The 19,741-nt window shown below is 61.3% G+C and carries 12 protein-coding genes; 3 read left to right on the top strand and 9 right to left on the bottom strand.

Translation table 11 applies throughout. The annotated features are described in order from the left end of the window. Positions 1-94: 94 nt before the first annotated feature. Together KVQ82_RS03300 and KVQ82_RS03295 are read left to right on the top strand one after the other, a co-directional pair. Positions 95-1,135 (top strand): low specificity L-threonine aldolase, encoded by a 1,041-nt coding sequence (locus tag KVQ82_RS03300; RefSeq protein ID WP_016772826.1) that lies wholly within the window; start codon positions 95-97, stop codon positions 1,133-1,135. Between the two features lie 280 nt (positions 1,136-1,415). Beyond that, the gene (locus KVQ82_RS03295; protein WP_222018001.1) at positions 1,416-2,240 is read left to right on the top strand and encodes an NAD(P)-dependent oxidoreductase; all 825 of its coding nucleotides are present in this window, start codon (positions 1,416-1,418) and stop codon (positions 2,238-2,240) included. A 96-nt stretch (positions 2,241-2,336) separates the two neighbouring features. Here KVQ82_RS03295 and gbcB read toward each other — a convergent pair whose 3' ends face one another. After that, positions 2,337-3,437, bottom strand: a complete 1,101-nt coding sequence (gene gbcB / locus KVQ82_RS03290; RefSeq protein WP_041069889.1) for a glycine-betaine demethylase subunit GbcB — start codon at positions 3,435-3,437, stop codon at positions 2,337-2,339. Between the two features lie 281 nt (positions 3,438-3,718). Between gbcB and gbcA the strand changes: the two genes are divergently transcribed. Beyond that, positions 3,719-5,014 (top strand): glycine-betaine demethylase subunit GbcA, encoded by a 1,296-nt coding sequence (gbcA, locus tag KVQ82_RS03285; protein ID WP_222017998.1) that lies wholly within the window; start codon positions 3,719-3,721, stop codon positions 5,012-5,014. 115 nt (positions 5,015-5,129) lie between these two features. Here gbcA and KVQ82_RS03280 read toward each other — a convergent pair whose 3' ends face one another. The 8 genes from KVQ82_RS03280 to KVQ82_RS03245 form a co-directional block, all read right to left on the bottom strand. Further along, on the bottom strand, positions 5,130-6,374 hold the full coding sequence (locus KVQ82_RS03280; protein ID WP_108184029.1) for a metallophosphoesterase: 1,245 nt from the start codon (positions 6,372-6,374) through the stop codon (positions 5,130-5,132). A 25-nt stretch (positions 6,375-6,399) separates the two neighbouring features. Continuing rightward, positions 6,400-8,268 carry a hypothetical protein gene (locus KVQ82_RS03275; protein ID WP_222017996.1) on the bottom strand — a complete coding sequence of 623 codons (1,869 nt, stop codon included), beginning with the start codon at positions 8,266-8,268 and terminating at the stop codon, positions 6,400-6,402. 208 nt (positions 8,269-8,476) lie between these two features. Beyond that, a complete protein-coding gene (locus KVQ82_RS03270) occupies positions 8,477-11,929 on the bottom strand; it encodes a GMC oxidoreductase (RefSeq protein WP_222017994.1) in 3,453 nt (1,150 codons plus the stop codon). A 1,045-nt stretch (positions 11,930-12,974) separates the two neighbouring features. After that, positions 12,975-13,745 carry an electron transfer flavoprotein subunit beta gene (locus tag KVQ82_RS03265; protein WP_041063331.1) on the bottom strand — a complete coding sequence of 257 codons (771 nt, stop codon included), beginning with the start codon at positions 13,743-13,745 and terminating at the stop codon, positions 12,975-12,977. Positions 13,746-13,760: 15 nt separating this feature from the next. Further along, the gene (locus tag KVQ82_RS03260) at positions 13,761-14,981 is read right to left on the bottom strand and encodes an electron transfer flavoprotein subunit alpha/FixB family protein (RefSeq protein WP_222017993.1); all 1,221 of its coding nucleotides are present in this window, start codon (positions 14,979-14,981) and stop codon (positions 13,761-13,763) included. Next, on the bottom strand, positions 14,981-16,930 hold the full coding sequence (dgcB, locus tag KVQ82_RS03255; protein WP_222017991.1) for a dimethylglycine demethylation protein DgcB: 1,950 nt from the start codon (positions 16,928-16,930) through the stop codon (positions 14,981-14,983). The genes KVQ82_RS03260 and dgcB overlap by 1 nt, the downstream gene beginning before the upstream one ends. 145 nt (positions 16,931-17,075) lie before the next feature. Continuing rightward, on the bottom strand, positions 17,076-19,136 hold the full coding sequence (gene dgcA / locus KVQ82_RS03250) for a dimethylglycine demethylation protein DgcA (RefSeq protein ID WP_222017988.1): 2,061 nt from the start codon (positions 19,134-19,136) through the stop codon (positions 17,076-17,078). A gap of 15 nt (positions 19,137-19,151) precedes the next feature. Then, complete coding sequence (locus KVQ82_RS03245) at positions 19,152-19,682, bottom strand: DUF5943 domain-containing protein (RefSeq protein WP_007926354.1); 531 nt, start codon at positions 19,680-19,682, stop codon at positions 19,152-19,154. Positions 19,683-19,741: the final 59 nt, after the last annotated feature.

Raw genomic sequence — 19,741 nt, 5'->3', positions numbered from 1 at the left:
TGACATCCCGTGTGCTCCCCGGAAGATCTTCGGTAAAGTGCGCACCCTCATTGACCACGAGCCTTCACAAGAGTCTCGACCACGGAAGCCGGCCATGACCGACAAGAGCCAACAATTCGCCAGCGACAACTACTCCGGTATCTGCCCCGAAGCTTGGGCCGCCATGGAACAGGCCAACCACGGCCACCAACGCGCTTATGGCGACGATGAATGGACCGCACGCGCGGCCGACCATTTCCGCAAGCTGTTCGAAACCGACTGCGAGGTGTTCTTCGCGTTCAACGGCACCGCCGCCAACTCGCTGGCGCTGTCGTCGCTGTGCCAGAGTTACCACAGCGTGATCTGCTCGGAAACCGCCCACGTCGAAACCGATGAATGCGGCGCCCCGGAATTCTTCTCCAACGGCTCGAAACTGCTGATCGCCGGCACCGAAAACGGCAAGATCACCCCGCAGTCGATCCGCGAAGTCGCGCTCAAGCGCCAGGACATCCACTACCCGAAACCACGGGTCGTGACCCTGACCCAGGCCACTGAAGTCGGCAGCGTCTATACCCCGGAAGAAGTCCGCGCCATCAGCGCCACCTGCAAGGAACTGGGCCTGCACCTGCACATGGACGGCGCGCGCTTCTCCAACGCCTGCGCGTTCCTCGGCTGCTCGCCAGCCGACCTGACCTGGAAAGCCGGCGTCGATGTGTTGTGCTTCGGCGGCACCAAAAACGGCATGGCGGTGGGTGAGGCAATCCTGTTCTTCAACCACAAACTGGCCGAAGACTTCGATTACCGCTGCAAACAGGCCGGGCAACTGGCGTCGAAAATGCGCTTCCTGTCGGCACCGTGGGTCGGCATCCTCGAAAACGATGCGTGGCTCAAATACGCCCGCCACGCCAACCACTGCGCGCAACTGCTGGCCGAGCTGGTCAGCGACATCCCGGGTGTGGAACTGATGTTCCCGGTGCAGGCCAACGGCGTGTTCCTGCAACTCTCGGAACCGGCCATCGCCGCGCTGACCGCCAAGAACTGGCGCTTCTACACCTTCATCGGCAAGGGCGGCGCGCGTTTCATGTGCTCGTGGGACACCGAAGAAGAACGCGTGCGCGAACTGGCGCGCGACATCCGCGAAGTCATGTCCGCCTGATTTCTTGGCAAATGATCTTCTGGGTGAGGGGATCTCCGGTAATGAGTTGATCCCCTGTGGCGAGGGGATTCATCCCCGATCGGCTGCGCAGCAGTCGTGAATCCTGAGATAGCGGTCTTACTGGTAGATCGCGTTCATAGGTTTTGGGGCTGCTGCGCAACCCATCGGGGATGAATCCCCTCACCACAAGTCATCACCGCCCATCCCTATCGCGACAGCTGCTTGGTCTACATTGTCTGTCGAGCCCTCCGCTCACATAACAACAAGCAGGAGCATCGGCATGTCGCTACAAGGCAAAACCCTGTTCATCACCGGCGCCAGCCGTGGCATCGGGCGTGAGATTGCGCTGCGGGCCGCGAAGGACGGGGCCAATATCGTGATTGCGGCCAAGAGCGCCGAAGCCCATCCGAAATTGCCGGGCACCATCCACAGCGTCGCCGCAGAAGTCGAAGCGGCCGGCGGCAACGCCTTGGCGCTGCAACTGGACGTCCGCGATGAAGATGCGGTGCGCCGTGCACTGGCCCAGGCCAACGCGCATTTCGGTGGCATCGATGCGCTGGTGAACAATGCCGGGGCGATCAAATTGACCGGTGTGCAACACATCGAACTCAAGCGATTCGACCTGATGCACCAGATCAACACCCGTGCGGTGCTGCTATGCAGCCAGGCCGCCCTGCCCTATCTGAAGAAATCCGCCGGACACATCCTCAACCTGTCGCCGCCGCTGAACCTGGCGAGCAAATGGTTCGCCCAGTACAGCCCCTACACCGTGACCAAATACGGCATGAGCATGCTGACGGTGGGCATGAGCGAGGAATTCGCCAGTTACGGCATCAGCGTCAATTCGCTGTGGCCGCAGACGATGATTGCCACGGCGGCGATCGAGTTTCAGCTGGGGAACCGCGAGTCGTTCAAGCATGCGCGCCTGCCTTCGATCATGGCGGATGCGGCGCATGTGATTCTGAATAGCAGCCAGCGGCAGATCACTGGACGACTGCTGATTGATGAGGAGATTTTGCGCGAGAACGGCGTGACCGAATTCGATCACTACCGATTTGATCCGGACAGTAATGCAACCCTGATGCCTGACTTGTTCGTGGATTGAATCCCCCCTGTAGGAGCTGCCGAAGGCTGCGATCTTTTGATCTTGCTTTTAAGATCAAAAGATCGCAGCCTTCGGCAGCTCCTACAGGGATCCGGCTCAGAATTCGATTCTGACGTCGCCTTTAGGCACGCTGCAGCACGACAGAATGTACCCTTCCGCCTCGTCGTCCTCGGTAATCCCGCCGTTGTGCTCCATCTCCACTTCGCCGCCCAGTTTCATCACCTTGCACGTGCCGCAAATGCCCATGCCGCAAGCTTTCGGAATCATCAGGCCCAGCTTGGCCGCCGCCGCATGCACGGTTTCGCCCGGGGCCACGCGAATGCTCTTGCCGGAAGCCGTGAACTCGACCTGATGCAGATCCGCCGCATCGATTTCCGGTGCCTCGGCGGCCTGTTCGGCTTGCTCCACCGCGTCGGCGCGAGCTTCCGGTGGCGTGGCGCCGAAGGATTCCTCGTGATAACGCGACATGTCGTAGCCGGCGGCTTCGAGCAGGCGCTTGACGGCGGTCATGTACGGCGTCGGGCCGCAGCAGAACACTTCGCGCTCAAGGAAGTCGGGAACCATCAGCTCCAGCATCTTGTGATTGAGGTAGCCGCGATAGCCGGCCCACGGCTCGCCCAGCCCGTGTTTCTCGCAGATCAGGTGCAAGCTGAAGTTGTCGATCCGCGACGCCATGTGCTCCAGCTCGCGGTGGTAAATGATGTCTTTCGGCGAACGGGCGCTGTGGATAAAGGTCATGTCGACATTGGCGTTGGTGTCGTAGAACCAGCGCGCCATCGACATGCACGGGGTGATCCCCACGCCGCCGCTGAGATACAGCACTTTCGGGCTCGGGAAGTCGATGGCATTGAACAGCCCGACCGGCCCGTGCACCGCCAGCTCCTGACCTTCATGCAGGGTGTCGTGCAACCAGTTGGAAACCTTGCCGCCCGGCACGCGCTTGATGGTCACCGAGAAGCTGTACGGCACCGACGGCGAACTGGAAATGGTGTACGAACGCATGATCGGCTGACCGTCGATTTCCAGCTCCAGGGTTACAAACTGCCCAGGCTTGAAGAAGAACAGGATCGGCTGGTCGGCCATGAAGCAGAAGGTGCGTACGTCCCAGGTTTCCTGGATGACTTTGACGCAACGGACGATGTGTCGGCCATTGGCCCAGGTCTGGGTGGTGACCGGATTCAGGAAGCTGTTGGACATGCTGTTCTCCACGGCCGACTGTCGGCCTTCATGTGGCGATTCTGCGTATAGCGTGAACCGCCCGTTTACCTATCCGCGACATCGGCATACTTATCGCGACCAGCCCCCAACCGCCGGGGGTTGCGCGTCGGGAACAGATTGCACCATGTCGCCCATGGATAAGGTTCCGGGCAGCGCCGGCCCCACACTCGCCACACACCAAGACGAATTCTTTACACCTTGCGTAGCAACCCTGATCAGCCACTTTCGCGGCCACGCAGATGGCCTTGAGGAATACATCGATGGACGTCACCGCAAAAATCAGCCTGGGCGATCCGCTGGAACCCGCACGCAAGGCCACCGCACAGATGCTGCAGGAGCGCGAACGCACGTTCTCGCTGCCACAACCGTTCTACAGCGACGAGCGCCTGTTCGATATCGATATGCAGGAGATCTTCCAGAAAGAATGGTTGATCGCCGGCATGACTTGCGAGATCCCGGCCAAGGGCAACTACATCACCCTGCAGATCGGCAAGAACCCGATCATCGTCATTCGTGGCGCCGAGGGTGTGGTGCATGCGTTCCACAACGTCTGTCGCCACCGAGGCTCGCGCCTGTGCACCAGCGACAAGGGCAAGGTTGCCAAACTGGTCTGCCACTACCACCAATGGACCTACGAGCTGGACGGTCGCCTGCTGTTCGCCGGTACCGAGATGGGCGCCGACTTCGACATGAAGCAGTACGGCCTCAAACCGGTGAACGTGAAGACGGCCGGCGGCTACATCTTCATCAGCCTGGCGGAAAACCCGCCGGCCATCGATGACTTCCTGTCGACGCTGAACCACTACATGGAACCGTACGACATGGAGAACACCAAGGTGGCGGTACAAACCACCTTGATGGAAAAGGCCAACTGGAAACTGGTGCTGGAAAACAACCGCGAGTGCTACCACTGCGGCGGCTCGCACCCTGAATTGCTGAAAACCCTGCTGGAATGGGACGACGTCACCGACCCGCGCGCCGATCAGGCGTTCAAGGATCACGTTGCCGCGTCTGCTGCTGCCTGGGAAGCCGAGAAAATCCCTTACGCCCACGCCAGTTTCGGCCTGCGCAACCGCATCGTGCGCATGCCGCTGCTCAAGGGCACCGTGTCGATGACCCTGGACGGCAAACAGGGCTGCGCCAAGCTGATGGGCCGGATCAAGAATCCGGACCTGGGTTCGATGCGCATTCTGCACCTGCCGCACTCGTGGAACCACTGCATGGGCGACCACATCATCGTGTTCACCGTGTGGCCGATCAGCGCCCAGGAAACCATGGTCACCACCAAATGGCTGGTGCACAAGGACGCCGTCGAAGGCGTGGATTACGACGTCGAACGCATGCGCCAGGTGTGGGACGCGACCAACGACCAGGACCGGCGTCTGGCCGAAGAAAACCAGCGCGGGATCAACTCCACGGCTTATCAGCCGGGGCCGTACTCGAAGACCTATGAGTTTGGCGTGGTCAACTTCGTGGACTGGTACAGCGAGCGGATGCTGAACAACCTCGGGGCCGAGCCGGCGCCGTACCTCAAAGGCGTGCCTGTCCAGGGCTAAAAGCATCGCTGGCAAGCCAGCTCCCACAGTGGTCGATGGTGTTTACAGATACCGTGTACACCGCAAAACCTGTGGGAGCTGGCTTGCCAGCGATAGCGTCATCACTGTCATCGCATCACTTCGATGACCACCTCAAACTGCCATCCTCCCCAATAAACTCCTCAAAAATCTCCTCCCCCACCAGCCGGATTTTCGCGTACCCATTCAGCACCCGCAGCGGATAGTCCGGATCGTTCGCGTCCTGCGTCTCCGAAAACAGCACCCGCGAATGGCCGTTCAGCTCGCTGGTGGTGCCATAGGGAATGGCTCCGTGGCCGGCACAACGCGCATGCAGTCCGCCCTGGGCGGCGTAAACGATGCCGTTGTGCAGATGCCCCCAATACCAGTAATCCGGCTCGCGCCCCAGCGCATCGCACACCGGTTGATACAGCGCGGTCTTGTGGTGCCCGGTGATGTCGAAGCCCTGATGGTGGCTGAGCACCATGAGTTTCTTGCGTTTCGGCAAGCCCTTCATCCACTCGATCTGCGGTTTGTTGAGGGTGCCGTCCATGTACAGGTTCATGACATCCGAAGCGTACGCGGTGTCCAGCCCGACAATCAGCCAGTCGTCGTTGATCAGGGCAAAGTAGCTGGTGCCCTGCTGCCCCGGAAAACGCGCGGCCAGTTCCTTGAAGTAACCGTGGGCGCCGCTGTACATCTCGTGGTTGGAATTGAGGGTGAACGAGCCGTGGGTGCCCATCGGCCAGCCGGCCATGTCGGTGTCTTCCTGGGAGTGGCTGCCGGCGTAATAAACGTCCCCCAAATGAATGGTGAAATCAGCGTTCGCCAGTTGCATCTGATTGGCCACCGACACCGCCGGCGCGTGGCTGTTGAACGGCCCGGTGCCCCAGTCACCGGCAATCGCCAGCGTCACTTCGCGATCCATGGTCACCATCGCCGGGTCAGTGCCGAAGGTCGCGTGATGGCGCAGGTTTTCGATCCACTTGAGCAGCGCCTCGCTCCACAGCAGATCCAGCAGTTCCCATTTGCGACATCCCAGCAGCGTGCCGTCCTTGAGCACCTTGGTCTGCAATTGATCGGGCGATTGCGGCAACGGCGTGGCATTGCCGATGCGCAGGATCGACAGACCATGGGACAACTCCCACGGCACCGCCGGTTCGTCGTCCGGCAGCTCGCCATTTTTCAGCACGTATTGCGCCTGATCGTGGCCGCGCTGGAGCAACTTGATGATGGCCTGGAACTCCTCGGGTTCCAGTTCGCTGATGAGCTTCATCCAGGCCATTTCCACTCGCGTGAACAGGCCGTGCAGACGCACCTTTACCTTGTCGTATTCATGCTTCAGATGACCGACCGCTGACATGGCGTAATCCTCTATCCGTAAGGGTTCACAGGGTTTTCATGAATTCGATCAACGCACGCTTGTCGGCGTCCGACAGCGTGGTGCCATACAGGTGACCGCTGTTGTGGTTGCCCTCCAGGCGGGTGTCGTATTTGAAATCCGCCGAGGCTTTGGCCTGGGCACCCGTGGTGACGAAACCGACGTTGACCGGGTCGTAGACGTCGGAACCGGTGATGAACACCACCGGGCGTTTTTCCGGCGGTTGCAGCAGGTCCCACAGGGTTGGCACCGAACCGTTGTGCAGGTACGGCGCGCGCAGCCAGATGCCGTCGGTCGGCGTGTTGCTGTAGCTCTGGGTCTTGCGATACGCGCCGAAGTCGAACGGCGGTTTCTTGAAGGTGTGGAACGCCGTCACCAGACCGGTGGTGAACGAGTCCAGCCGATGTGGATCGGTGCCAAGCTGATCGATGTTGGTGGTCACTTGCCCGGTGTCGGCGCGACCGAAGTCGTGGCACGCGGCGCAATTGGCGTCCCAGATGGGTTTGCCCTGGGCGACCTTGGCCTGATCCAGTGCCCAAGGCCACGCCGGCGCCTTGTGCCCGAGCAGCCAGTTGGTCACCCGGTTGAAGCTCGGCGGCAGCACCGATTCCGGGGTCGCGCCCACGGCCATTGCCGCGGCGTAGTTGCGCTCGTGGATCTTGTTGTTATTGCCGTCCCAGTGCAGGTACATCGATTCCCGCGGCTTCTGGTTCCAGACTTGCGGCAGATCGACGGTGCCGATGGTCGAGTCATCCGGGAAGCCGAACACCACCATTTTCGTCGGGTTGAAGGTGTCGGTGCGGCCCGGGCCCTGTTGCGGACGCAGCTTTTGCCAGGCGTAGGCCTGCTTCTGTTTGAGCAAAGCGCTTTTCGCCATCGGGATGATCAGGTAGCGGTTGTAGAGCTTCTCGAAAAAGCCCAGCTGGAATTTGCTGTTGATCGCCGCCATCACCGCGTCGGTGGTGAATGTCGGATCGCTGGCGCAATCGTAGGCGAACCACTGGAAGGCCTGCAGTTGCAGGGTGTTGGCCGGCGCGCTGGGCACGTTGACCGCGACGTCGCTGGCATTGGCCCGATAGGATCCTGTGTGACACAGCGCGCAGTTCGGTTCCACGGTCGGGTAGCCGATCTGCCGTTTGGCCATGCCGATCGGCAGGTCCTTGCCGTTCTCATAGAGAAAGCCGAAGACCTCCCAGCCGCCGGGCTTGGGCAGTTTTTCCGGGCACATCTGCGGCAGTACGGCGAACAGGTAATACGGGATCCGCGCTTCGATACCCAGGCCAATCGCGGCGTATTTGTAGTGATCTTCGTCGGAGGCGTATTCCTGCTCCGGCACAACCCGCAGCATCTGGTACCAGGTCTCGTAACCGATAAACCCCAATACCGCGACAACCACCAGCGTGCCGACCTTGAAGGCGTGGCTCTGCCATTGCCGCGCCCAGGCAGCACGCCACTCGCGACAGCCATCGCACAGCAGCGCCCATGGCCGGTTCGCGGGCGTGGTGCCGAGGTACAGCAGAATGCCGAGGATCAGGAAAAAGCTCAGATCGCCCAGCAGCATCGGCACGAACACCGAGCCTTGGCTGCTGGTGTTGATCAGGTAAATCCAGAACACCACGGCGATCAGCCGCGTCAGCACGCACAGCCAGGAATGCACCACATAGCGCGGCGCGTTGAAGCCCGACGGCATGTAAAACACGCTGATGCCCACCAGCAGCATCCCGGCGTTTTCCAGCCACGGGTCGGAGAGTTGCGGCGGCAGACCGACCACCGATGTCAGCAACCCCGGCGCGAACAGCGCGGGGATCGCGAACACCATGTTCATCGCAATGCCGAGCCAGATGAAGCGTTGAAACCAGCGGATGTAGCTGTCCATATCATCCATTTCCTTCTGACCACCAACCTGCAATGTCCCTTGTGGTGAGGGGATTTATCCCCGAAGGGTCGCGAAGCGGCCCCAAACCCTGCCAGCGCGGTTTGTCAGGATCACCGCGCGCTCAGGTTTTACGGCTGCTGCGCAGCCGATCGGGGATGAATCCCCTCGCCACAGAGAATCTCCTCCACACAGAAATCAGTAATCGATCTCAACCGAGGGCAGTTTTCTCCAGGTGCTCAAGGATGAGCGGGTACACATCCACCACCGCGTTCTTGCCGAACATGCAGTCGATGTGGCCGTAACCCGGCACCACATGCCGGCTGTAGCGCTCCGGCCCGTGGACTGCGCAGACGCGCTGGTAGGTCTTGAGGGTGCTTTCCGGCAGATAACACTGGTTCTCCGCGCCGCTGATAAAGCAGATCGGCATCGTCAGCCGCTCGAAGTGCGGCATGTACACATCGTTGCCCTTGAAATCCACCAAATGCCCTTTGCGCACGATCAGCGCCAAATGCTCGAAGGTCTCGATGTTCGACTCGCCGAACAGTTCATGCAGGTTGTCGTGCAGGGTTTCGTTAAGGGTGTCGTGGCGGTACAGCGAGGCGTACATGAAGGTGATGCGGTGGCACACCGGGTTGGTGCAATAACCCTGCGCTTCGATCCGCGCGTAGCCGTTGAGGGCTTTGTCGTAGAGGCGGTTGAACCAGTTCTCCTTGCTGTCGGCGTAAGCGGTCATCGATTTGATACCGATGGCGTCGAGCATCCCCGGCAAGTGCAGGCCGGCCTTCAACCCGGTGGCCGTGGCGACCACGGTGTCAGCGGCAATCTGCGAGCAGACCACCGAACGCACTCCTTGCAACCCCGCCAACAGCGACATGAAGAACGTCGTCGCACCGTAGCAATGCACCACGCATTGCACGTCTTTGGCCTGGGTCTCTTGCTGAATTTGCGCAATGGCAGCCTTGAAGTCGTACTCGGCGATCTGGTCGCCATTCCACTCTTTCTTGCTCGCCGGCAGCAGAATGCTCACCCGGAAATCCAGCAGCCACACGTCATAGTCGTGCTTGCACAGGTACTCCAGCAGGTTGGTCTGGATGGTGTCGGTGGAAAAGATATTCGAGCCGACGCCCAAGCCATGCACCAGCATCACCGGGCCTTTGTTGCCGGCCTGATAACGGGTCAGGCGCAGTTCGACGCCGTCCTCGGTGGGGAAGAAATGCACCGCCGGGGTTGGCGCATCCAGCGGCCGTTTCAAGCGTGGCGGCGCGTCGGGGTTGAAGTATTTGTCACCGGCAAACACCCCGCCGTAACTCTCCCAGAGAATCCCGGCGAAGAACTTGCCGAAGCGCGCCAGGCCTTCGATGCGCTCACGCTCGTTACGCGCGTTGAGCACTTTCATGGTGGTCATCTGCTTGGCGAAATCGGTCGGATGAATGTGCATCACCCCGGAGCCGATCACCTCGCCCGACTTGTCCGACCCGCGGTACAGCGTCACGTACAGGGTGCTGGTGTCGTGCCAGATGTTCAGCACGCCGTTGTCTTCCGGTACGGTTTTGAAGGCGCTGAAGTAATAGTCGGTGCCGTCCTCGGCGGTCAGTTTCATGTCGTATTTCATGTGCCGCGTGTCGACCTGCTGCTCGAATTGCTCGAACAGGTTGAACACGCCATTGCTGGCGGTCAGCGGTTGCGGCGACAGCGCCGGGGCGTTGACCGTGCCGACGATGGTCGCGGCATGTTGCGGCTCCTTGATCATCCGGTTGAGGTCGTTGGCGGTGATGGTCAGGGTGAAGTCGATGGGCGAGTTGTCCGCCTCGCCGCGTTTGGCCGCCGCTTCGTAGACTTTCAGATCGGTGCTTTGTGCGGCGGTGAAAGCGCGGGAGAAATAGCCCTTCATGGTTTCGGTGAACTGCACGCCGAGGGTCGGCGGGGCCACCTGTTTGCGCGGTGCCGAGGGCAGTGTGTAGTCGATGTGCCAACCCCGGTCAGCGGCGAGCAGGCCCATGTTGCGCTCGCTCACGGCGGAGATGGTCAGCAGCGGATTGACCGCCAGCGAGGTCGGGATCACCGCGCCGTCCGTCACGTAAAGACTGGCGTAGACATCGGTGCCGGCCGCGCCGCTGAACACCTGGCCCTTGTGATTGACCACGCCTTGCGCCGCGTCTTCACCCATCACGCAACCGCCCAGCGGATGCACCGAGACGATGCTGTGCTTGAGCAGCTGGGTCCAGATCGGATTCTCGACCCAGACCCCACCCAGTGCCTTGGTGCTCTGGTACAGCCGTTCGTTGCCGAGCTTGAAGTTTTCCTGCTCGCCGACGCCCGGCCAGTCGATGCGCAACTGGTCCTTGTTGTCGAGCAGCATCCGGCCCTGGCCACTGTCGTGGCTCATGATCAGGTAGGTCTGCATGTTATGCAGCGCGCCGTAATACGGGCCGCGCAGAAAGCTTTCGGCCTCGCGCTCCTTGTAGCCAAGCTTGCCACTGAAACTGTCGTCGGTGGCCTTGCCGATCATCTCGGCAAACCCGGCCATCGCCGGCACCATTGGCCGGCCTAGCGCGCCGGGGATTGAACCTTCCTCGATGACCATGCGGCTGCGCCAGTCACCTTCGGTGCGCATGTCGATGACCGAGGTGATGCACGGGCCAACCGGTTGCAGCTCCTTGGCCGAATGCGCGCCGAAACCGATGCCGTTGATGGTCTGCTCGCAGTTGTGGCCGAAACCGAGGATGTCACCGTTGCCGCTCATGTTCTCGCCGAGCTGACCGGACATCACCAGGCCCTTGTCCCGTGAGCGCAACAGGATCTCGGTAGAACCGAGAGTGCCGGCGGAGACCACGACGATATCGGCCTTCACGAACAGCGTCGGCGCGTCGAATTTCTCGCGACCGCTGTCGAGGTACTGGAAGTGCACGATCCAGCCATCGCCGTCGCGCTCCAGATGGCGCACCTCAGCCTGGCAGAAAATCTCCGCGCCGTGGTTCCAGGCATCCGGCAGATAGTTCATCAGCGTGGTGTTCTTGGCCTTGTTGTTACAGCCCGATACACAGTCGCCGCACTGGTTGCACGGCAGTTGTTCGACGCCGACGTGGTTGAGATTGTTCGGCAGTTTGTCGAAGGTCACGTTGATCGGTGGCTTGTAGAAGTGCGCGCCTTGCTTGAGGTAGTCCGCCGACTTTTTGTTGGCGTCGAGCTTGGGCAAGTTCGGTGCGCTGTTCGGGTACGGATTCGGTTTGAGCATTTCCCGGGCGCGGGCGTAACCGTCCTTGAGCAAGGTATCGCGGTGTTCGCGTACCGCTTGCGGCCAGCGCGGGTCGTCGAACACCCCGGGCTCTGGCTCCAGTGCCACGTTGGCGTTGATCAACGACGTACCGCCGAGGCCACAACCGACCACCACATTCTGCTGGGCATTCACGTGCAGATCGAACAGGCCGGTGCGCGAGCCAATGTGGCCGTCCGGGTCGTGGATCTGCAACTCTTCAGTCGCGGCAATCATGGTGTTGGGGTATTCACCGGGCTGAATTTCCCGCCCGCGTTCAAGCAGGCACACCTGCTTGCCGGCCCGGGACAGCCGCGACGCAGCAATGCCGCCGCCATAGCCGGAGCCGATAACGATCACGTCATAGTGTTCCTTGATTTCACTGATGGGCGTTGCGATGCGTGTCATGAGGGTGTTCCTCTCTCAGGCAGATGGGGGGCAACTCTGCGGTTGCCTGCAATCAATGGGCGAACGGGCACCTGGCCTCCGGGGCGAGCCCGGCGACAGCACAACGGTTGGAGCAGCAGGTCGCTACAGGCGAGCGTGTTGATAGGCCGCACGACGTAACGTGCGCTTGCGGGGCGTGGGGGGATGGCGGTGTGGGCGGCTATCCATCATGCGTTCTCCCAGAACCTGATGTGGATAAGTGACGGCTGTCCTTGTGCCATTGCAGTGAAGACAGCGCAGGAATCGAAGTCAAGGCAACGATTTAGAACTGTATGAAATCTGATCAATTGCGGTTTGGACTAAGCCGGCCGGGGCCTGTGCAGTTCAGCGAACAAGTTATCCACATAGCCATGCACAGCAAATGGGGGTAACTGTGGATGAATGGAAAAATAACTGCCTGATTTGTGAAGAAAAATCGTGACTTATCCAGAAGGATAGTTTGCAGGAGTGATTGACTATTTTTTGATCAAATATCTACACGTCACGTTTCACATGGGCTGCAGAGGATGGCAAACACGTTATCCACAGAAGCGCCAACAGAGTTCGGGGGTAACTTTGTGGCTGCTGTGGAAAAGTGCTGAGGGCTGTGGGAAATCGGGCGTTGCGCAGGGATTATCAGCCTGAAACGCTTAATCGATCATTTATTGATCAAATCCCTGAAAGCCACGGTTTATATACCTTGCAGCGGACAGCGAACATCTTGTCCACAGAAGCGCCAACAGAGATTGGGGGCAACTCTTGAAGTTATTCAGGAGAAAAAGCCCGGTAAAACCGTGACTTAGGCTGGTTGTTTTTTGAGCTGGGGCCTGGAGGGCTTGATTGGCGTGGGGTACAGGGATGGGCGAACACGTTATCCACAGATCCGCCAACAGGGATTGTGGGTAAACAATACCATATTGGCGATCTGCAAACTCCTGTAGGAGCTGCGGCACGCTGCGATCTTTTGATCTTGATCTTAGAGATCAAAAGATCGCAGCCTCGTTTCACTCGACAGCTCCTACAGGGGTCAGCGGACGACGCCTTCTTCGATCAGGAGTTTGAGGATCGCTTCAGCGCCGGCCTGCGCGGTGACGCCTTTGAGCACTTGCCCCCCACCGCCACTGGCCTTGGCCGTCGCCGCTTTCATCCGGTCCGCCCCGCTCTTGGCCTTGATCACCTTCAGACGTTTCGGCCGTGGCTTGGCCGGTTGCAACGTAGCAACCGCCAGCAGTTCATCGTCCAGCACTTCCACGTCTTCGGCATTGAGCACACCGCGCCGCGCCGGGCCGTAGGCGCTCTGCCGTGGCTTGGGTGCGGCGTTATCCACAGTCGCCAGAAACGGCAGCTTCACCTTCAACCGCCGTCGCTGCCCACGGGGCAAGGCTTGCAGCACCAGCGCCGAGCCGTCGCTGATCGATTCGACCTGCGCCAGTCCTACCACCAGCGGCCAGCCCAGTCCTTCGGCGAGCAGGAACGGCAACATGCCCGAGCCTTCGCCGGTTTCCGCCTGCGTACCGGTCAGCACCACCTGGGCGCCGGCATCGCGCAGATACGCAGTCAGCGCCGGCAAGGCGTCGGCGCCAGCGGGTTGCTCCAGCACGTGCATCTGCGCGAGTCCCATGCCCAGATAGGCGCGCAGCGCCGGTTCGGCAACGTCCCCGGCGTGCAGCACTTGCAGGTTATCCCCAGCCAGCTGCAGGCCCAGTTCCACGGCGCGCGCGTCCTGTTCGGCACGGCGTGGCCGGCCCGAGGTCGGGTGGGCGCCGATGGAGACCAGGCTGATGACATTGGTGTTCATAACTGTGTCCTTCCCTTAAGCCGCATCGCGCTTGGCGTCGTTGCGGTAAGCCGCTACCGCCGCGATCAAGGCTTGAAGAATCTCCGCGCTCTCGCCGATCACCGACAGGTCGGCGCGTTTGATCATGTCGCATCCCGGGTCGAGGTTGATCGCCACCACCTTGTCGCAGGCACCGATACCCTGCAGGTGCTGGATCGCCCCGGAGATACCCACAGCCACATAAACCCGTGCAGTGACCCAGGTACCGGACGCGCCGACCTGCCGGTCACGGGCCATGAAGCCGTCGTCCACCGCCACCCGCGAGGCGCCTTCGGTGGCGCCGAGCGCCGCCGCCGTCTCGTGAAACAGCGCCCAGTCCTTGACCCCGTTGCCGCCGGAGAAAATGAACTCGGCTTCGGCCATCGGAATGGCCGCCGGGTCCACCGCCACCGCGCCCAGATCTTCGATCCGCGACAGGCTGCGCGCCACAGGTGTGGATAACTCCACCGGCAGCGCTTCGTGACGGGTTTCGCTGACCGGTTCCGCGCATTCGGCTGCGGCCAGAATCAAGCGTGCGACCGGTCGCGCCAGGTCTTGCAGGCCTGCGCCAGCGCGACCGATACACTCCTGATCCTTGACCTGCCAGACCCGCGTTGCCGGGCGTTCGCCCAGTGCCGCGGCAAAACGCCGACCGAGTTCACCACCACCACTGCGGCTGTCCGGCAGCAGCCAGTGGCGCGGATTGAACTGGTTATCCACAGCCCGCAGGCCCTGAATTCGTTGTTCCGGTGCATAACCGCTGAATTGGTCGCCCTCCAGTACCAGCAAGCGATCGACGCCGGCCGTGGCGAAGGCGCTCTCTTTGTGTTCGCCAAACACCACCGCCAGCACCGCACCGTCGTTGCCGGCCAGTTGATGAGCCAGGCCCAACAGGTCACGGTCGTGGCTGCTCAGGCGGCCGCCGACCATGTCCGGCACCACGCTGATATAGAACGCCGGGGCTGGCACCTGATGCAGCGGCAATTGCACTTCAACCGTGGCCGAGCGCTTGACCGCCCCGCCCTGTTGCGCGCCGCTGCGGTCGATACGCTTGATGCCGTTGGGGCCGATGAAACCGATGCCGTGCAGGTTCTTGCGGATGATCCCGTTGGGGCCCATCCAGCTGTGTTGCGCCGGTTGCATGGCCGCGTGCAGCGGGTGCAAACGGTTACGCGCAATCCATTCGGCGCGTGGGTCGCGGCGGATAATGTCGCTCATCAGTGGGCCTCCGCAGGTTCACGTTTGGCCGGCGTGGCAGGCTTGTCTGGCGCGGCATCTTCAAGCAGCGCGTCGGCCACCAGTTCAGCGATGTCCTTGATCAGCGGACGCGGTTCGACCACGCCTTCGAGCATCGCCGTGCACTGTGGACAACCCACGGCCACCAGCTCGGCGCCGGTCTCGCGGATGTCTTCCATGCGCATGTCAGGAATCCGCTGCTTGCCCGGAATGTCAGTGATCGGCGCACCGCCACCACCGCCGCAGCAGCGCGAGCGGAAGCCGGAACGTTGCATCTCTTTGACCTCAATGCCGAGGGCGCGCAGCACTTCACGCGGCGCCTCGTATTCGCCGTTGTAGCGACCGAGGTAGCACGGGTCGTGGTAGGTCACGCTGTTGCCTTTGTGCTGACCGAGGCTCAGCGCACCGGCCTGAATGATTTCCGCCATGTAGGTGCTGTGGTGCTGCACCAGGTAGTTGCCGTCGAACGCGCCGTACTCGTTTTTCAGCACATGGAAACTGTGCGGATCGCAGGTGACGATGCGGTTGAAGCGGTATTTGGCCAGGGTCTGGATATTGCGTTTGGCGAGCAACTGGAACGTCGCTTCGTCACCGAGACGTCGGGCCACGTCGCCGCTGTCGCGCTCTTCGAGGCCGAGCACTGCGAAGTCGATTTTCGCGGCTTTCAGCACTTTGACGAACGCGCGCAAGGTGCGCTGGTTGCGCATGTCGAAGGCACCGTCGCCGACCCAGAACAGCACGTCGGTGGACTTCTTCTCGCTGAGCAGAGTGAGGTTCAGATCCGCCGCCCAGTTCATCCGCCCGCCCGGGGCGAAACCGCCGGGGTTGTCGGTGGCGATCAGGTTTTCCAGGACTTCGGCGCCCTTGTTCGGGGTCGCGCCTTTTTCCAGCGTCAGGTGGCGGCGCATGTCGACGATGGCGTCGACGTGCTCGATCATCATCGGGCACTCCTCGACGCAGGCGCGGCAGGTGGTGCACGACCACAAGGTTTCGGCATCGACCAGACCGTTGACGATCGGTTGATGCGGATTGCCGCTGTGTTCACCGATTGGCTTGCCCGGATAAGGGCTACCGGCAAACTTCGCGTCAGTGCCGCCAGCCAGGCCGACGACCATATCCTGAATCAGCTTTTTCGGGTTCAGCGGCTGGCCGGCAGCGAAGGCCGGGCACGCCGCTTCACACTTGCCGCACTGCACGCAGGCGTCAAAACCGAGCAACTGGTTCCAAGTGAAATCCTTGGGCTTTTCCACGCCGAGCGGCGCGCTTGGATCATTCAGATCCAGCGGTTTCAAACCAGTGGACCGACCGCCGCCAAAGCGCTCGGCGCGGCGGTGCCAGGCCAGGTGCAGGGCGCCGGCGAAGGCGTGCTTCATCGGCCCGCCCCAGGTCATGCCGAAGAACAATTCCGACACGCCCCACAAAACGCCGATCCCGAGAATCGCCGCCAGCAGCCAGCCGCCGAAGTTCTCCGGGAGGATCCCGGCCACCGGCAAGGTCACCAGAAAGAACGACGCCGAGAACGCCAGCAGACTTTTCGGCAGACGCATCCACGGGCCTTTCGACAGCCGCGACGGCGGGTTGAGCCGACGCCGATAAACGAAGATTGCCCCGACGAACATCACTGCCGTCATCAACAGCAGCGCATAGCCGAGGATGCGGTTATGCAGGCCGAAACCGTGCACCAGAATCGCCAGCACGATTGACGCCACCGCACCACCGGCCGTGGCCACGTGGGTGTTGGCGATGTATTTGTCCCGCGCCACCACGTGGTGCAGGTCGACCATGTAACGCTTGGGCATGGCGAACAGGCCGCCGATCAGATCGACCTTCGAGGCCCGGCCCCGACGCCACATGGCCACCCGCCGCAAAGCACCCAGCACCGCAAGGGCCAGGGCTGCGAACAACAGGATTGGAAGAAGGGTGTTCAACATGGTGAAGCTCCCACCAGTACAGCCTGGAGAAACACGGTCTATGTGTAGGAGCTGCCGCAGGCTGCGATCTTTTGATCTTGCTTTGAACAACAAAAGTCAAAAGATCGCAGCCTTCGGCAGCTCCTACAGGGTCATGTGCAAGCCCTTAGAAGTCTTTGCACAACCGCAACGCGTCGTAGATCGCAGCGTGGGTATTACGCTGCGCCACGCAGTCGCCGATGCGGAACAGCAAGTAGCCGTCACCGGTGCTGCTCAGCGAAGGTTGTGGCTGGATCGCGAACAACGCTTCGACGTCAATCTGACCCTTGTTGCGCGAGCCTTCCTTGAGCGCGTAGTAGATTTCCTCATCCGGCCGCACGCCGTTCTCCACCACCACCTGATCGACCACCCGCTCCTCTTTGGCGCCGGTGTATTCGTTCTCCAGCACCGCCACCAGCTTGTCGCCTTCGCGGTAGACCTTTTCCAGCATCATGTCGCCGGTCATGATCACTTCTTTCGGGTACATGCTGCGGTAGTAGGTCGGGAACGACGTACCGCCGATGGCCACGCCCGGTTTGATGTCGTCGGTGACGATCTCGACCTGGCTGCCCTTGTCGGCGAGGAAGTCGGCGACCGACATGCCGGTAAACTCGCAAATGGTGTCGTAGACCAGCACGTTCTTGCCCGGCGCAACCTTGCCGTCGAGCACGTCCCAGCTGCTGACCACCAAGCCTTCGGCGGCCCCCCAGTGTTCGTTCTGCTCAAGGTATGGATGACCACCGACGGCCAGCACCACGATGTCCGGACGCAGATCCATGAGGGTGTCGGCATCCGCCGCCGTACCCAGACGCAGGTCGACTTTCAATCGCGCCAGTTCCAGTTGGAACCAGCGGGTGATCCCGGCGATCTGGTCACGCTGCGGCGCTTTCGACGCCGTGGTGATCTGCCCGCCGATGAATTCTTTCTTCTCGAACAGGGTCACGTCGTGGCCACGTTCGGCCGCCACACGCGCAGCTTCCATCCCGGCTGGGCCGGCACCGACGATGACCACCTTGCGTTTCGGCCCGGTGGACTTCTCGATGATGTGCGGCACGCCCATGTATTCACGGGACGTCGCGGCGTTCTGGATGCACAGCACGTCCAGACCCTGGTACTGACGGTCGATGCAGTAGTTGGCGCCGACGCACTGTTTGATCTGGTCGATCTGGCCCATCTTGATCTTGGCGATCAGGTGCGGATCGGCGATGTGCGCGCGGGTCATGCCGACCATGTCGACGTAACCGCCTTCAAGGATGCGCGTGGCCTGGTTCGGGTCCTTGATGTTCTGCGCATGCAGCACCGGAACCTTGACCACTTCCTTGATTCCGGCCGCCAGGTGCAGGAACGGCTCCGGCGGATAGCTCATGTTCGGAATCACGTTGGCCAGGGTGTTGTGGGTGTCGCAACCCGAGCCGACGACGCCGATGAAATCGAGCATGCCGGTATCGTCGTAATACTTGGCGATCTGCTTCATGTCTTCGTGGGACAGACCGTCCGGGTGGAACTCGTCACCACAGATGCGCATGCCGACGCAGAAATCGTCACCGACCTCGGCGCGCACGGCTTTCAACACTTCCAGACCGAACTTCATCCGGCCTTCGAAGCTGCCACCCCATTCATCGGTACGCTTGTTGACGCGCGGGCTCCAGAACTGGTCGATCATGTGCTGGTGCACGGCCGACAGTTCGACACCGTCCAGACCACCGGCCTTGGCGCGGCGCGCGGCTTGCGCGTAGTTGCCGATCACCCGCCAGATTTCTTCCGGCTCAATGGTCTTGCAGGTCGCACGGTGCACCGGTTCACGGATGCCCGACGGCGACATCAGGGTCGGCCAGTGAAAACCGTCCCAACGGGAGCGACGGCCCATGTGGGTAATCTGGATCATGATCTTGGCGCCGTGCTTGTGCATGGCGTCGGCCAGATTCTGGAAGTGCGGAATGATCCGGTCGGTGGACAGGTTCACCGAACTCCACCATTGCTGCGGGCTGTCGATGGCGACCACCGACGAACCGCCGCAGATCGCCAGGCCAATGCCGCCCTTGGCTTTCTCTTCGTAGTATTTGACGTAGCGCTCGGTGGTCATGCCACCGTCAGTCGCGTAGACCTCGGCGTGCGCGGTGCTGAGCACGCGGTTGCGGATGGTCAGTTTGCCAATTTGAATTGGCTGGAACATTGCTTCGAAAGCCATGGCGGGTTCCTCGACTTACAACGGCTTGACGGTGAACAGGCCGTCGTCGTGGCCTTCTTCGGAGCCACCGTAGACTTGCTCGGCAACCGTACGAATCTTGCTGCCGCGTGCGGCGAGGATCTGGTCCATGGCGCCGGCAAACCAGCCGGTGAACATGTAGTCGACCTTGCGCCCGACCTTGCCGTAGACGTAGACGAACGCCGAGTGTTCGAGCTTGACGCTGGCGGTGCCTTTGTCGAGGTCGATGTCCTGAATCTTGAACAGGCCCCAGCCGCGTTGCGACAGGCGCTTCATGTAGTGCTCGAACACTGCGACGCCTTCCAGGCCGTGGCATTCAGCTTCTTTTTCGCACCAGTGCCAGGCGGACTTGTAGCCAGCCTTGTAGAGGATTTCGGCATAGGCGTCGGCGCCCAGCACTTCCTCGATGCCCATGTGGTTATTGACGAAAAAGTGGCGTGGCACGTAGAGCATCGGCAGGGCGTCGGAGGTCCAGACACCGGTTTCGCTGTCGACTTCGATTGGCAATTGCGGGGCGATCTTGGCCATGGAAACTTAACTCCAGAAAATTCGGTTTGTTGCCCCCGGCGCGGACGACCGGGGGAAAG

The sequence above is a fragment of the Pseudomonas sp. AO-1 genome (assembly GCF_019775695.1).
In the GTDB taxonomy this organism is placed as follows: domain Bacteria; phylum Pseudomonadota; class Gammaproteobacteria; order Pseudomonadales; family Pseudomonadaceae; genus Aquipseudomonas; species Aquipseudomonas parakoreensis.
The sequence above is the reverse complement of the archived record's forward strand: the minus strand, read 5'-3'. Positions and strand labels throughout refer to the sequence as shown.

Bases quoted from the DNA above. Each gene is read 5' to 3' on its own strand.
- KVQ82_RS03245 (WP_007926354.1), bottom strand. From the start codon at position 19,682: ATGGCCAAGATCGCCCCGCAATTGCCAATCGAAGTCGACAGCGAAACC.
- KVQ82_RS03275 (WP_222017996.1), bottom strand. From the start codon at position 8,268: ATGGACAGCTACATCCGCTGGTTTCAACGCTTCATCTGGCTCGGCATT.
- KVQ82_RS03270 (WP_222017994.1), bottom strand. From the start codon at position 11,929: ATGACACGCATCGCAACGCCCATCAGTGAAATCAAGGAACACTATGAC.
- KVQ82_RS03260 (WP_222017993.1), bottom strand. From the start codon at position 14,981: ATGAGCGACATTATCCGCCGCGACCCACGCGCCGAATGGATTGCGCGT.
- KVQ82_RS03295 (WP_222018001.1), top strand. From the start codon at position 1,416: ATGTCGCTACAAGGCAAAACCCTGTTCATCACCGGCGCCAGCCGTGGC.
- gbcA (WP_222017998.1), top strand. From the start codon at position 3,719: ATGGACGTCACCGCAAAAATCAGCCTGGGCGATCCGCTGGAACCCGCA.
- dgcA (WP_222017988.1), bottom strand. From the start codon at position 19,136: ATGGCTTTCGAAGCAATGTTCCAGCCAATTCAAATTGGCAAACTGACC.
- gbcB (WP_041069889.1), bottom strand. From the start codon at position 3,437: ATGTCCAACAGCTTCCTGAATCCGGTCACCACCCAGACCTGGGCCAAT.
- KVQ82_RS03300 (WP_016772826.1), top strand. From the start codon at position 95: ATGACCGACAAGAGCCAACAATTCGCCAGCGACAACTACTCCGGTATC.
- KVQ82_RS03280 (WP_108184029.1), bottom strand. From the start codon at position 6,374: ATGTCAGCGGTCGGTCATCTGAAGCATGAATACGACAAGGTAAAGGTG.
- dgcB (WP_222017991.1), bottom strand. From the start codon at position 16,930: ATGTTGAACACCCTTCTTCCAATCCTGTTGTTCGCAGCCCTGGCCCTT.
- KVQ82_RS03265 (WP_041063331.1), bottom strand. From the start codon at position 13,745: ATGAACACCAATGTCATCAGCCTGGTCTCCATCGGCGCCCACCCGACC.